This is a genomic window from Mycobacterium scrofulaceum, assembly GCF_002086735.1.
GTDB classification, from domain to species: domain Bacteria; phylum Actinomycetota; class Actinomycetes; order Mycobacteriales; family Mycobacteriaceae; genus Mycobacterium; species Mycobacterium scrofulaceum.
Map to the genome: position 1 here is coordinate 26,211 of NZ_MVIJ01000022.1, position 13,782 is coordinate 39,992.

The 13,782-nt window shown below is 71.9% G+C and carries 14 protein-coding genes; 10 read left to right on the plus strand and 4 right to left on the minus strand.

Annotation, left to right across the window (positions count from 1 at the left end; translation table 11 throughout):
- Positions 1-3: 3 nt before the first annotated feature.
- Entirely contained in the window at positions 4-1,182 is a 1,179-nt protein-coding gene (gene dnaJ / locus BST44_RS15595) for a molecular chaperone DnaJ (protein WP_083178011.1), read from the plus strand.
- Positions 1,182-1,568, plus strand: a complete 387-nt coding sequence (locus BST44_RS15600; protein WP_083178012.1) for a heat shock protein transcriptional repressor HspR — start codon at positions 1,182-1,184, stop codon at positions 1,566-1,568. Before dnaJ ends, BST44_RS15600 begins: the two co-directional genes overlap by 1 nt.
- Here the strand turns inward: BST44_RS15600 and BST44_RS15605 are convergent, their stop codons facing one another.
- Together BST44_RS15605 and BST44_RS15610 are read right to left on the minus strand one after the other, a co-directional pair.
- Positions 1,569-2,471 (minus strand): aldose 1-epimerase, encoded by a 903-nt coding sequence (locus BST44_RS15605; protein ID WP_083178013.1) that lies wholly within the window; start codon positions 2,469-2,471, stop codon positions 1,569-1,571.
- A gap of 2 nt (positions 2,472-2,473) precedes the next feature.
- Complete coding sequence (locus tag BST44_RS15610) at positions 2,474-3,643, minus strand: FAD-binding oxidoreductase (RefSeq protein WP_083178014.1); 1,170 nt, start codon at positions 3,641-3,643, stop codon at positions 2,474-2,476.
- Positions 3,644-3,712: 69 nt separating this feature from the next.
- On the opposite strand from BST44_RS15610, the gene BST44_RS15615 reads away from it, so the two are divergent.
- Entirely contained in the window at positions 3,713-4,384 is a 672-nt protein-coding gene (locus BST44_RS15615) for a TetR/AcrR family transcriptional regulator (RefSeq protein WP_083178015.1), read from the plus strand.
- A 6-nt stretch (positions 4,385-4,390) separates the two neighbouring features.
- Here BST44_RS15615 and BST44_RS15620 read toward each other — a convergent pair whose 3' ends face one another.
- Positions 4,391-4,816 carry a DUF3060 domain-containing protein gene (locus BST44_RS15620; RefSeq protein ID WP_083178016.1) on the minus strand — a complete coding sequence of 142 codons (426 nt, stop codon included), beginning with the start codon at positions 4,814-4,816 and terminating at the stop codon, positions 4,391-4,393.
- 125 nt (positions 4,817-4,941) lie between these two features.
- On the opposite strand from BST44_RS15620, the gene clpB reads away from it, so the two are divergent.
- The 6 genes from clpB to BST44_RS15650 all read left to right on the plus strand — a co-directional run bounded on the left by clpB (position 4,942) and on the right by BST44_RS15650 (position 11,479).
- Entirely contained in the window at positions 4,942-7,488 is a 2,547-nt protein-coding gene (clpB, locus tag BST44_RS15625; RefSeq protein WP_083178017.1) for an ATP-dependent chaperone ClpB, read from the plus strand.
- 207 nt (positions 7,489-7,695) lie between these two features.
- Positions 7,696-8,562: a trehalose monomycolate transport factor TtfA gene (gene ttfA / locus BST44_RS15630; protein WP_083178018.1), complete on the plus strand. Its 867-nt coding sequence runs from the start codon at positions 7,696-7,698 to the stop codon at positions 8,560-8,562.
- Between the two features lie 54 nt (positions 8,563-8,616).
- Positions 8,617-9,390 carry an SDR family NAD(P)-dependent oxidoreductase gene (locus BST44_RS15635; protein ID WP_083178078.1) on the plus strand — a complete coding sequence of 258 codons (774 nt, stop codon included), beginning with the start codon at positions 8,617-8,619 and terminating at the stop codon, positions 9,388-9,390.
- Entirely contained in the window at positions 9,377-9,928 is a 552-nt protein-coding gene (gene pyrE / locus BST44_RS15640; protein WP_083178077.1) for an orotate phosphoribosyltransferase, read from the plus strand. The genes BST44_RS15635 and pyrE overlap by 14 nt, the downstream gene beginning before the upstream one ends.
- 1 nt (position 9,929) lies before the next feature.
- The gene (locus tag BST44_RS15645) at positions 9,930-10,838 is read left to right on the plus strand and encodes a hypothetical protein (RefSeq protein WP_208619809.1); all 909 of its coding nucleotides are present in this window, start codon (positions 9,930-9,932) and stop codon (positions 10,836-10,838) included.
- Positions 10,835-11,479, plus strand: a complete 645-nt coding sequence (locus BST44_RS15650; protein WP_083178079.1) for a TrmH family RNA methyltransferase — start codon at positions 10,835-10,837, stop codon at positions 11,477-11,479. The genes BST44_RS15645 and BST44_RS15650 overlap by 4 nt, the downstream gene beginning before the upstream one ends.
- Positions 11,480-11,606: 127 nt before the next feature.
- On the opposite strand, the gene BST44_RS15655 is transcribed toward BST44_RS15650, so the two are convergent.
- Positions 11,607-12,572 carry a LysR family transcriptional regulator gene (locus BST44_RS15655; RefSeq protein ID WP_083178019.1) on the minus strand — a complete coding sequence of 322 codons (966 nt, stop codon included), beginning with the start codon at positions 12,570-12,572 and terminating at the stop codon, positions 11,607-11,609.
- A gap of 22 nt (positions 12,573-12,594) precedes the next feature.
- Between BST44_RS15655 and BST44_RS15660 the strand changes: the two genes are divergently transcribed.
- The gene (locus tag BST44_RS15660; RefSeq protein WP_142274515.1) at positions 12,595-13,755 is read left to right on the plus strand and encodes an XdhC family protein; all 1,161 of its coding nucleotides are present in this window, start codon (positions 12,595-12,597) and stop codon (positions 13,753-13,755) included.
- The last annotated feature ends 27 nt before the right edge of the window (positions 13,756-13,782 follow it).

Consider the following 13,782-nt stretch of genomic DNA (forward strand, 5'->3'; position numbering starts at 1 on the left):
GACATGGCCCAGCGAGAATGGGTCGAAAAGGACTTCTACAAGGAGCTGGGCGTCTCCTCTGACGCCAGTCCCGAAGAGATCAAACGCGCCTACCGCAAGCTGGCGCGCGACCTGCACCCCGACGCCAACCCCGACAATCCGGCCGCCGGCGAGCGTTTCAAGGCGGTGTCGGAAGCGCACAACGTGTTGTCGGATCCGGCGAAGCGCAAGGAGTACGACGAGACCCGCCGCCTGTTCGCGGGCGGCGGTTTCGGCGGCCGCCGGTTCGACACCGGAGGTTTCGGCGGGTTCGGCGCCGGCGGTGACGGCGCCGAGTTCAACCTGAACGATCTGTTCGACGCCGCGGGCCGAAGCGGCGGCGCCAACATCGGGGACCTGTTCGGCGGTTTGTTCGGGCGCGGCGCCGCCGCCCGCCCCAGCCGGCCGCGCCGCGGCAACGACCTGGAGACCGAGACGCAGCTGGACTTCGTCGAGGCCGCCAAGGGCGTGGCCATGCCGCTGCGGCTGACCAGCCCGGCGCCGTGCACCAACTGCCACGGCAGCGGCGCGCGGCCGGGCACCAGCCCGAAGGTGTGCCCGACCTGCAACGGTTCCGGCGTCATCAGTCGCAACCAGGGGGCGTTCGGTTTCTCCGAGCCATGCACCGACTGCCGGGGCAGCGGCTCGATCATCGAGCACCCCTGCGACGAGTGCAAGGGCACCGGGGTCACCACCCGCACCCGCACCATCAACGTGCGGATCCCGCCCGGCGTCGAGGACGGGCAGCGCATCCGGCTGCCCGGGCAGGGTGAGGCCGGGCTGCGCGGGGCCCCGTCCGGCGACCTGTACGTGACCGTGCACGTGCGGCCGGACAAGGTGTTTGGCCGCGACGGTGACGACCTCACCGTGACGGTGCCGGTCAGCTTCGCCGAGTTGGCCCTGGGCTCAACGATTTCGGTGCCGACGCTGGACGGCAAGGTCGGCGTGCGGGTGCCCAAGGGCACCTCCGACGGCCGCATCCTGCGGGTGCGCGGCCGGGGCGTCCCCAAGCGCAGCGGCGGCAACGGGGACCTGCTCGTCACCGTGAAGGTCGCCGTCCCGCCGAACGTGGAGGGCGCCGCGGCCGAGGCGCTGGAGGCCTACGCCGCCGCCGAGCGCGCCAGCGGGTTCGACCCGCGAGCGGGTTGGGCAGGTAACCGCTGATGGCGAAGAACCCACGGGAGGAATCCCGGACGTTCCTGATCTCGGTGGCCGCCGAGCTGGCCGGCATGCACGCCCAGACGCTGCGCACCTACGATCGCCTCGGCCTGGTCAGTCCGCGCCGCACTTCCGGTGGGGGACGGCGTTATTCGGAGCACGACGTCAACCTCCTGCGCGAGGTGCAGCGGCTGTCCCAGGACGAGGGGGTCAACCTCGCCGGCATCAAGCGCATCATCGAGCTGACCAACCACGTCGAGGCGCTGCAGGCGCGGGTGCAGGAGCTCACCGAGGAGCTGGCGCAGGTGCGCGCCGGCCAGCGCCGCGACCTGGCGGTGGTGCCCAAGAGCACCGCCGTGGTGGTGTGGCAGCCGCGGCGGACGCGCGGCTGATCAGACCCGGATCGAGAACTGGGTGACCGCGGGCTCGCCCGGCCGCGCGGACCGGTAGCCGCCGCGGCGCAGGGCGTCGGTCGGCGCGGTCATCGGCTCGAAGCACACGATTTCTTTTTCGGGGCCTTCGCCCCTCGGGGCGAAGATCTGCGTCGCCGGATACCCCCGCTCGAAGCGCACCTCCACCCGGCGACCGCCGCCGGATACCGCGAACACCGCGCCGTCGGGCACCTGGTCGTAGGCGTCGTCGAAAGCCTTGTCCCCCAACGCTTCCTCACGCGCCGGCGCGGGTTCGGACGCCCCCGTCGGCAGCCCCCGGTCGTCGAGCAACAGGTGCCGTAGCGGGGGCGTGTGGATGACCCATTCGGCGCGCGGCACGTCGGGCAACTGCAGGTAGGGGTGGAAGCCGAAGCACAACGGGACCGCCGTGTCGCCGGTGGCGGTCACGGTGGCGCGCACCGTCAGCGTCCGATCGGCCAGGCGCACCGCCACCGTCAGCAGATGCGGGTAGGGGAAGCCGGCCAGCAGCTCGGGGTCGGCGGCGAAGTCCAGCTCGGCGGCCAACTCGCCGGCCGACTCGCCGGTCACCCGCCAGCCCGGGTAGCCCGCCAGCAGGCCGTGGATCGGCAGCCCGTTGGGGTCGGCGCGGACGCGGTTCTCGCCGGGCCTCAGCGTGGCCGTCACGCCTTCGGCGGTATAGGTGTTCGCGCTCAACCGGTTCGCCCAGGGATACAGGATCGGGATCCCCATCGTCTTGCCCGCCGTCACGTAGGCGTCCAGCCCGCGGCGCTGCCCGAGCAGCTCGGCGCCGGCGTCGCTCAGCGAGGTGCCGACCATCCCCGCCTCGGGCACGAATCGGGCGGTCACCGGCGACGCCGGGTCGTGCAGGGTGACGACGCGCATGCTTACCTCCACAGTGGGTCGTGCTGAATGCGTTCCGGCGGAGCGCCTTTGGCGATCAGGGCGGCCTTGGTGGCCCGCACCATCGCCGGCCCGCCGCAGATCAGGATCTGCCGGTCGCCCCATCCGCCGTATCTGGTCACCACGTCGGGAAGCCGGCCGGTCTGCCGCACGTGCAGGCCGCGCGGCGGCGTGCAGTCGGGGTAGTCGGCGGCCCACGCCGGGTCGGCGCCGTACTCCGAGACCGGCGAGACCGACAGCCACGGGTTGTGGGACGCCACCTGCCACAGGGTGGGCAGGTCGTAGAGCTCGCAGCGGTAGCGGGCGCCGAAGAACAGGTGCACCCGGGGGTTCACCGCGTACCGGCTGAGGTCCATGATCAGCGCCCGCAGCGGCGCCAGGCCCGTGCTGCCGGCGACCATCAGCACGTCCCCGCCGTCCCGGTCGACCCGCAGGCCGCCGTGCGGGCTGGACAGCCGCCACCGGTCGCCGGGGCGGGTCTCGTTGACGATCGCGGTGCTGACCAGCCCGCCGGGGACCACCCGGACGTGGAACTCGATGCCGCCGGGATCCGCGGGGATGGCCGGGGACAGGTAGCGCCAGCGCCGCGGGCATTGCGGGACGTGGACGTTGACGTACTGGCCGGGGTGGTAGTCCATGGGGCGGTCGAGCTGCAGCCGGATCACCGCGAGGTCCCGGGAGACCCGCGCGTGCTCGATCACCGTGCCGTCCCACCATGCGGGACCCTGGTCGGCGTCCGCGGCGCCCCGCATCACCCCGATGATCAGGTTGAGCGACTGGTCGGCTGCCGCACCGACGGCGTCCGTCCAGGCGGCGCCCAGCGACGTCCGCAACGTCGACAGCAGCGCGCGCCGCAAGGTGTCGTAATGCTCGGGCAGCACACCGTATTTGCGGTGATCCCGGCCCAGCTGGGCGAGAAAGGCCACCGGCTCCCGGGCGCGCTGGGCGACGAGCTCGCCGTACACGTAGTGCAGGGCGTGGGCGAAAGCGGCGCGCTGCGCGCCCATTTCGGGCGGGAACAGGTCGCGCACCGAGACGTCGAGGCCGAACCAGTGGGTGTAGAACCGGCGGACGAGTTCGTCGGCGGGGCCCGGCCCGTCCTGCGCGAAGGCATCGCGCAGCACCCGCAACGCGTCGGTGTCCTCGAGCCCCACGGGGCCCGATTCTAGGCTCGCCGCGCGCAGGCGCTATTTCAACGATCAATGAAATGATACCGTCGTCGTATGCCGTCACCTGCCAGTTCGCCCGCCGGGACGCGAAAGGCCGCAGGCGCCCAGAAGCGCCGCGGCCGCCGCCAGGGCGAGCCGGTGTCGAAGGACGTGGTGCTGCGCGCGGCCAAGCGGCGGTTCGCGGCCCAGGGCTACGACAAGACGACGCTGCGGCAGATCGCCGACGACGCCCACGTGGACGCGTCGATGGTGCTCTACCTGTTCGGTTCCAAGGCCGAGCTGTTCCGGGAGTCGATGCGCCTGGTCGTGGACGGCAGCGTGCTGGTCGCCGCGATGACCGGCGGCTCCCGCGCGGACATCGGCGCCCGGTTGGTGCGGGCCTACCTGCAGATCTGGGAGGAGCCGGAGACCGGCCCGACCATGGTCGCCATGCTGCACTCGGCGATGCTGAATTCCGACGCGTACGAGGCCTTCCGCGAGTTCATGCGCGGTTACGTGATGGCGGCCATCTCCGGCGTCCTGGGCCACGGGCCCGACACCGTGCTGCGGGCCAACCTGGCCGGCACCAACCTGGTCGGCACCGCGCTGTTCCGCTACGTGATGCGGGTGGGACCGCTGGCCGAGCTCGCGACCGAGGAGGTCGTGGGGCTGATCGCGCCGAGCGTGCAGCGCTACCTGACCGCGGACGCCGCCGAGCTCGGCCTGCCGGCGGCCTATCGCCCGTGACCGGGCTCAGCCCTGCTTGACGGTGTTGGCCGTCCCGGCCTCGGCGACGTTCGGCGAACCCCAGTGGTAGGTCACCACGTTGCTGGTGCCGGAGGTGCTGACCGCGTCCGCGCTGTCGACCGCGACGCGGTTGTCGTGGCCGGAGACGGTGACGCTGGTGCAGTGGCCCGTGACGGTGACCGTGTTGGTCCGGCCGCTGACCGACAGGTAGCCGCCGTGACAGCCGATGGTCTTCGTCGTGCCGGTGCCGTTGACCTGCAACGTGCCCGACTCCGGGACGGTCGCCGAGGCGCCGTCGCCGGCGAGATCGGTGCGAAATCCCGCCACGGCCAGACCCGTCAGCGCCAGCGTGCCGACCAGAATGGCCAGCCTGAAGGCGCCGGGCGCGCGATGGGCGTCGGTTCGGTCCCGGGGCTGTTCTGTCTGCGTCATCGCTACGGGGGTACCCCGTGTGCCGGATCGTCCAAAACTCGTTAGAGTTGAGCGGAACACACTCAACCTTGACGGCGTTGAACAACGCGACAAGCATTTTCCCTTACGTATGGAACGGAGGCGTCGTGGACTCTTTCAACCCGACAACCAAGACGCAAGCGGCGCTGACCTCGGCGCTCCAGGCGGCGTCGGCCGCCGGTAACCCCGAGATCCGGCCCGCGCACCTGCTGATGGCGCTGCTCACGCAGGCCGACGGGATCGCGGGACCGCTGCTGGAGGCTGTCGGCGTCGCGCCCGCGACCATTCGCACCGAGGCCGAGCGCCTCGTCGAGCGGCTGCCGCAGACCAGCGGCGCCAGCTCGCAGCCGCAGCTGTCGCGCGAGTCGCTGGCCGCCATCACCACCGCCCAGCAGCTGGCCACCGAGATGGACGACGAGTACGTCTCCACCGAACACGTGATGGTCGGCCTGGCCACCGGCGACTCCGACGTCGCCAAGCTGCTGACCGGCCACGGCGCCTCGCCGCAGGCCCTGCGCGAGGCGTTCGTCAAGGTGCGCGGCAGCGCGCGGGTCACCAGCGCCGAGCCGGAGGCCACCTACCAGGCGCTGGAGAAGTACTCCACCGACCTGACCGCCCGCGCCCGCGAGGGCAAGCTGGACCCGGTCATCGGGCGCGACAACGAGATCCGCCGCGTCGTGCAGGTGCTGAGCCGCCGCACCAAGAACAACCCGGTGCTGATCGGCGAGCCCGGCGTCGGCAAGACCGCGATCGTGGAGGGCCTGGCCCAGCGCATCGTGGCCGGCGACGTCCCCGAGAGCCTGCGCGACAAGACCGTCATCAGCCTGGACCTGGGCTCGATGGTGGCCGGCGCCAAGTACCGCGGCGAGTTCGAGGAGCGGCTCAAGGCCGTCCTCGACGACATCAAGAACTCCGCCGGCCAGATCATCACGTTCATCGACGAGCTGCACACCATCGTCGGCGCCGGCGCGACCGGCGAGGGCGCGATGGACGCCGGCAACATGATCAAGCCGATGCTGGCCCGCGGCGAGCTGCGCCTGGTCGGCGCCACCACGCTCGACGAGTACCGCAAGTACATCGAGAAGGACGCCGCGCTGGAGCGCCGCTTCCAGCAGGTGCTGGTCGGCGAGCCGTCGGTGGAGGACACCGTCGGCATCCTGCGCGGCCTGAAGGACCGCTACGAGGTGCACCACGGGGTGCGCATCACCGACTCGGCCCTGGTCGCGGCGGCGACGCTGTCCGACCGCTACATCACCGCCCGCTTCCTGCCGGACAAGGCCATCGACCTGGTCGACGAGGCCGCGTCGCGCCTGAAGATGGAGATCGACTCCCGGCCCGTCGAGATCGACGAGGTCGAGCGCCTGGTGCGCCGCCTCGAGATCGAGGAGATGGCGCTGGCCAAGGAGGAGGACGAGGCGTCCAAGGAGCGGCTGGAGAAGCTGCGCTCCGAGCTGGCCGACCAGAAAGAAAAGTTGGCGGAGCTGACGACGAGATGGCAGAACGAGAAGAGCGCGATCGACGTCGTGCGCGAGCTCAAGGAGCAGCTGGAGACGCTGCGCGGGGAGTCCGAGCGCGCCGAGCGCGACGGCGACCTGGCCAAGGCCGCCGAGCTGCGCTACGGCCGCATCCCCGAGGTGGAGAAGAAGCTCGACGCGGCCCTGCCGCACGCCGAGGCCCGCGAGAACGTGATGCTCAAGGAAGAGGTCGGGCCCGACGACATCGCCGAGGTGGTGTCGGCGTGGACCGGCATCCCGGCCGGGCGGATGCTCGAGGGCGAGACCGCGAAGCTGCTCCGCATGGAGGACGAGCTGGGCAAGCGCGTCATCGGCCAGAAGCGGGCGGTGACCGCGGTGTCCGACGCCGTGCGCCGCAGCCGGGCCGGCGTCGCCGACCCCAACCGGCCCACCGGGTCGTTCATGTTCCTCGGGCCGACCGGCGTCGGTAAGACCGAGCTGGCCAAGGCGCTGGCGGAGTTCCTGTTCGACGACGAACGCGCGATGGTCCGCATCGACATGAGCGAGTACGGCGAGAAGCACTCCGTCGCCCGCCTCGTCGGCGCGCCGCCCGGCTACATCGGTTACGACCAGGGCGGCCAGCTGACCGAGGCGGTGCGGCGGCGGCCGTACACGGTGATCCTGTTCGACGAGATCGAAAAGGCCCACCCGGACGTGTTCGACGTGCTGCTGCAGGTGCTCGACGAGGGCCGCTTGACGGATGGCCAGGGCCGCACGGTCGACTTCCGCAACACCATCCTGATCCTGACGTCCAACCTCGGGTCGGGCGGCAGCGAGGAGCAGGTGATGGCCGCGGTGCGCTCGGCGTTCAAGCCGGAGTTCATCAACCGGCTCGACGACGTGATCATCTTCCATGGCCTCGAGCCCGGCGAGCTGGTGTCGATCGTCGACATCCAGCTGGCGCAGCTGCAGAAGCGGCTGGCCCAGCGCCGCCTGACGCTGGAGGTGTCGCTGCCGGCCAAGCAGTGGCTGGCGCAGCGCGGGTTCGACCCGGTCTACGGCGCCCGGCCGCTGCGGCGGCTGGTGCAGCAGGCCATCGGCGACCAGCTGGCCAAGCTGCTGCTGGCCGGAGACGTGCACGACGGCGACACCGTGCCGGTGAACGTCAGCCCCGACGGCGACTCGCTGATCCTGGGCTGAGTTCCCGGGCGGGTGTGAACCCTGGGCGTTGAGCGTGCGCGCAAGGCGGGAAAATCGCCGAGATCCCGCCGCCAGCGCACGCTCGACGCCGTCAGCGCACACCCGATTCCCCGCCCGCACCGCGCGGTGCGGATGGTGCATCCTGTGACGGGGTTGTGACCTGGCCGGTTTCTGTATTCCGGCGCAATTACGGATACCCTGTGTGGGATGGTCCCCCTTTGGTTCACGCTCTCCGCGCTGTGCTTCGTCGGCGCGGGGGTGTTGTTGTACGTCGACCTGGACCGGCGCCGCGGGCGCAGCAGGCGCCGCAGGTCGTGGGCGCGGTCGCACGGGTTCGACTACGAGCGTGAATCGGCCGACATCCTCAAGCGCTGGAAGCGCGGCGTGATCTCGACGGTGGGCAACATCGCCGCCGAGAACGTCGTGCTGGGCCAGATCCGCGGCGAGGCGGTGTACATCTTCGACCTCGAGGAGGTCGCCACCGTGATCGCGCTGCACCGCAAGGTGGGCACGAACGTGGTGGTGGACCTGCGGCTCAAAGGCCTCAAAGAGCCACGGGAAAGCGACATTTGGCTGCTGGGCGCGATCGGCCCGCGGATGGTGTACTCCACCAACCTGGACGCGGCGCGCCGGGCCTGCGACCGCCGCATGGTCACCTTCGCCCACACCGCGCCGGACTCCGCCGAGATCATGTGGAACGAGCAGAACTGGACGCTGGTCGCCCTGCCGATCACCAGCACCCGCACCCAGTGGGACGAGGGACTGCGCACCGTGCGGCAGTTCAACGACCTGCTGCGGGTGCTGCCGCCGCTGCCGGAGGAGACCCAGCAGGAGGCCGGCGCGCCCGCGGGCCTGCGCAGCGCGTCGCCGAGCCGCCCGCTGGCGCCCGCCGGTCGCGGCGAGCTGCCGCCGCGGCGCGCACAGCAGGACGTCGCGGGGCTGCTGGGTGACCCGGCCGCCCGCCGGCCGGCCGAGCCGCTCCGCCGGGAGCAGCGCGGTCCGGACGCCGCCCGCCGCCCGCCGCCGCCACCGGCCGGTCGCAACGGCCATCAGGCCACCAACTATCAGCACTGACGGCGCCCCGGGCGCCGGGTGGGCGGCTCGGCCGCCGTCATTAGGATGTCGCTCATGCCTCGTCCCGTCGCCCTGATCACCGGGCCCACGTCCGGAATCGGCGCCGGATACGCGCGACGCTATGCAAACGACGGCTACGACCTGGTTCTGGTCGCCCGCGACGTGGACCGGTTGGCGCGCCTGCGCGGTGAACTGCAGGACCGGGCCGGGAGCGTCGAGGTGCTGCCCGCCGACCTGGCCGACGCCGCCGGTCGCGACAAGGTCTGCGAACGACTGGCGCAGGGCGTGCGCGTCCTGGTGAACAACGCCGGCTTCGGCACCTCCGGCGACTTCTGGGCGACCGATCCCGCGCTGCTGCAGTCGCAGCTCGACGTCAACGTCACCGCGGTCATGCACCTCACCCGGGCGGCCCTGCCCGCCATGCTCGACGCCGGGGCGGGCACCGTCATCAACATCGCGAGCATCGCCGGGCTGGTGCCCGGACGCGGTTCGACCTACTCGGCGTCCAAGGCGTGGGTGATCTCGTTCAGCGAGGGCCTGTCCGTCGGCCTGCAGGGCACCGGGGTGGGCGTGCACGCCGTGTGCCCGGGCTACGTGCGCACCGAGTTCCACGCGCGGGCCGGTATCGACATGGCCAAGTCGCCGTCGTTCCTGTGGCTCGAGGTGGACGACGTGGTGAACCAGAGCCTGGCCGATATCGCCCGCGGCAGGGTGATCAGCATCCCCGGCCTGCAGTACAAGGCGATCATCGCCGCCGAGCGGATGATCCCGCGGAACCTGATGCGGGCCGTGACCAAGCGCATCGGCGGTGGCCGTGGCCGGACCTGACCTGGCGTCCCTGCGCGACGAGCTGGCCGAGCTGGTGCGCCGGCTCTCGGTGGTGCACGGCCGGGTGACCCTGTCGTCGGGCAAGGAGGCCGACTACTACGTCGACCTGCGCCGGGCGACCCTGCACCACCGGGCGTCGGCCCTGATCGGCACGCTGATGCGCGACCTCACCAGCGACTGGGACTACGCGGTGGTCGGCGGGCTGACCCTGGGGGCCGACCCGGTGGCGACGGCCGTCATGCATGCGCCGGGGCGGCCCATCGACGCGTTCGTGGTGCGCAAGTCGGCGAAAACCCATGGGCTGCAACGCCTCATCGAAGGCTCCGAGGTTTCCGGCAAACGGGTGCTCGTCGTCGAGGACACCAGCACCACGGGAGCGTCGGCGCTGACGGCGGTGCGCGCCGTCCAAGAGGCCGGCGGGCAGGTGGTCGGCGTGGCCACGGTGGTGGACCGCTCCACCGGCGCGGCCGAGGCCATCGAGGCCGAGGGTCTGCCGTACCGGAGCGTGCTGGGCCTGGCCGATCTGGGGCTGGGCTAGGTTGCGTTGCCGCACAAAGGTTTTCGCGATAGCGGCCTGCCTGCTGGCCCTGGCCACGGGCTGCTCGGGCGGTAGCCATCCCGTCCGCCCGTACGGCGCGCAGGGGGCCCGGCTCGGGGAAGCGCTCGCGCTGCTCGGCTGGAACATGGCGGTGTCGAATCTGCGCTGGGACGGCGACGTCGTGCTCGTCGATGTCGACGCCTCCGTGGCGGACCCGCACTCAGCGCACGCCAGACCCGAGGACATCCGGTTCGGGCTCTATGGCGCGCTGTCGCACCCGATGGAGTCGACCGGCCTGGGCAGTTGCGATCGCGCCACGGCCAAAGCTCCCGACGTCCGCTCCCCGCTCTCGGCGCCCGGTGACCGCCTGACCGGCACGGTTTGCCTTGGGCCGATCAAGGATCGGAGCCAGGTCCGCGGCGTGTACAGCTATTCGCCCCGCGACCGCATCCCGAACACCTCGGCGGCCTACCCGGCCGCGTTCCCGGTGGGGCTGATGCCCACCAACCCCAACGACACCGGCCTGGCGATCAGGACCACCAGCCTGTCGGCCTGGCGGGCCGACGGCGCCCCGGTGACCAAGGCGCAGCTCGGCGATCCGGCGGCGTTCACCGGGACCGGGTACATGCTGCTGGGCCTGGAGGCCGACGGGCTCGCGGCCCGGTACCGCGACGACTCGGCCAAGCGCGGCGGCCCGCTGATGCTGCTGGCGTCGCCGACCCTGCCCGGCGCCGGGCTGAACCCGGCCTGCGCGGCGTACGGGTCGTCGGTGCTGATCCTGCCCGACGCCTCGCTGGACGCGGTGCACGTCAGCGCGTCGCTGTGCACCCAGGGCGAGATCAACGAGGCGCTGCTGTACGCGACGGTGGCGGTCGACGGCACCCACGCCGGTCTGTGGACGCCGCGATGACGGGCCCGGGGCCGACGGAATGGGGCGCATCGGCCGGCGGGGTCGGCCCGTGGGCGGGCGAGCTGCCCGACGACCCGCGATATGACCCGATCCTGTTGGCCGAGGGCGACACTCGCAACGTCGTCGACGCCTACCGGTACTGGACGCGGGAGGCGATCATCGCCGACATCGACCGGCGCCGGCACCCGCTGCACGTGGCCATCGAGAACTTCGGGCACGACGCCAACATCGGCTCGGTGGTGCGCGCCGCGAACGCGTTCGCGGTGCACACCGTGCACATCGTCGGCCGGCGGCGCTGGAATCGCCGCGGCGCCATGGTGACCGACCGCTATCAGCGGCTCTGCCACCACGACAGCACCGCCGCACTGCTGGCGTTCGCGGCGGGTGCCGGGCTGACCGTGGTCGCGGTGGACAACGTGCCGGGGGCGGCCCGCCTCGAGGAGATCGCGCTGCCGCGGGAGTGCCTGCTGGTGTTCGGCCAGGAGGGTCCCGGCATCACCGACGACGTCCGGTCGGGCGCGGCGATGACGGTGTCGATCGCCCAGTTCGGCTCCACCCGCAGCATCAACGCCGGCGTGGCCGCCGGGATCGCGATGCACGCCTGGATCCGGCAGCACGCGGACCTGAGCCAGGCCTGGTAGCCCGCCGCTCCCACTGCTCCCCGTCGGGTGTGCGCTGAGGGCTTTCAGCGTGCGCCGAGGGCGAGATGTCGGCCGGTTTCCCGCCGTGGACGCACCCCCGAAGCCAGCGATGCACACCGTAAACCGTTCAGCTCCACAGCGTCACGTGCACCTTCGGGCGGAACCGGGTGACGCCCACGCCCGATCCGCGGATCATCGCCTGCGTGCAGCGCGGGGTGGTGATGAAGCGGACCAGCTCCGACACCGCCGGCTGACGGGCCGAAGGCGCCAACGTGGCCGCGCACCATTCGCCCGACCGGTCCAGCCCCGGACCGTGCAGATGGGTCAGCCGCCCGGCGGCCAGGTCCTTGGCCACCGCGAAACCGATGGTCAACGTGACCCCGCCGACCCGCTGGACCTCCTCCAGGGCGGCCGCGTCGCTCTGGAAGATTCGCTGCTGGGATTCGGGAATCGCCAAGTCGCGCAGCATCGTTGCGATCTCACCGTCCACCCCGCCCGCCGACGGGCCCAGCATCCACTGCTGCTGACGCAGCAGTGCGGGCGCCGGAACACCAAGGGCCACCGGGCTATTGGGCGCCGCGACGGCGATGATCTGGTACTTCAGGAAGGGCCGCACGAACAGCGCGTCGTCCGGGCCGATCGAACTCTCGCCGGCCGGCCCGATCGCGATGTCGACGGCGCGCGAACAGATCAGGTCGCGGAACCGGCTCGTCGGGTGCACGCTCAACTCCACCGACAGGTCGTCGGCCCGCGACGAGAAGAGCTCGATCAGCCCGGGGGCGGCGTGCTCGGCGAACGTGGTGGACGCCGCGATCCGCAGCAACCGGCGCCCATGGGCGGCCTCGGTGACCTCGATCGCGGTTTGTTGCTGCAGGCCCAGGATTTCGACCGCGCGGCTGGCCAGCCGCAGCCCGCCGGGCGTGAACGCCAACCCGGCACCGGTCCGGGTGAACAGCGGGTCGTCGAGCTCCTTGCGGAGCGCCGCCACCAGCATCGAGACGCCGGCGTCGGAAACGCCCAGCTCCGCGGCCGCGGCCCGCACCGAGCCGAGGCGAACCACCGCCGAATAGGCCCGAAGTTGAGCCGGGGTCATGAAGGCAGCCTAATTTAAAAGGGTGCGTGACGTGCTTGCCGAGCTGGTGTCGATCTGGCGCGCCGGCGACACGGCGGGGCTGGGGACGGTGGTGCGCACCTTCCGGTCCGCGCCCCGCCCGCCGGGCGCGGCGATGGTGGTGGGACCGGACGGCTCGGTCACCGGGTCGGTGTCGGGCGGCTGCGTGGAGGGGGCGGTGTACGACCTCGCCACGGAGACCGCGAAAACCGGGGCGCCGCGGCTGGAACGCTACGGGGTCAGTGACGACGACGCGTTCGCCGTCGGCCTGACGTGCGGGGGCATCATCGACGTGTTCGTCGAGCCGGTCTCGCGAGCGTCGTTCCCCGAACTCGGCGCGGTGGCCGACGACGTCGCCGGGCGCCGCGCGGTGGCGACGGCGACGGTCATCGCCCACCCCGACCCGGCATGGGTCGGCCGGCGGGTCGTCGTCCGGCCCGACGGGATGGCGGGATCACTGGGTTCGGCGCGGGCCGACGCCGCGGTCGCCGACGACGCGCGCGGCCTGCTCGCCCTGGGCCGCAGCGAGGTCCTCAAGTACGGGCCCGACGGGCAGCGCCTCGGCGACGGCATGGAGGTCTTCGTGTCCAGCTACGCGCCGCCGCCGCGGATGCTGGTGTTCGGGGCGATCGACTTCGCCGCCGCGCTGGCGCGGCAGGGTTCGTTTCTGGGCTACCGGGTCACCGTGTGCGACGCCCGGCCGGTCTTCGCCACGCGGGCGCGCTTCCCGACGGCCGACGACGTCGTCGTCGACTGGCCGCACCGCTACCTGGCCGCCCAGGCCGAGGCGGGCGCCGTCGACCGCCACACGGTGATCTGCGTGCTGACCCACGATCCGAAGTTCGACGTGCCGTTGCTCGAGGTGGCGCTGCGCCTGCCCGAGGTCGGTTATGTCGGGGCGATGGGCTCGCGGCGCACCCATGACGACCGGGTGACCCGGCTCAGAGCCGCCGGGCTGACCGACGCGGAGCTGAGCCGGCTGTCCAGCCCGATCGGGTTGGACCTCGGCGCGCGCACGCCAGAGGAGACGGCGGTCTCGATCGCCGCCGACATCATCGCCAGGCGCTGGGGCGGCGGCGGCCGCCCGCTGGCCCAGGTCGTGGGGCGGATCCACCACGACCCGCAGGTCGAAGGCGGCTTCGCGGCGAGTTCAGGGATTACTTAACTCGCTATTGACGCCCCTGTCAGGGCG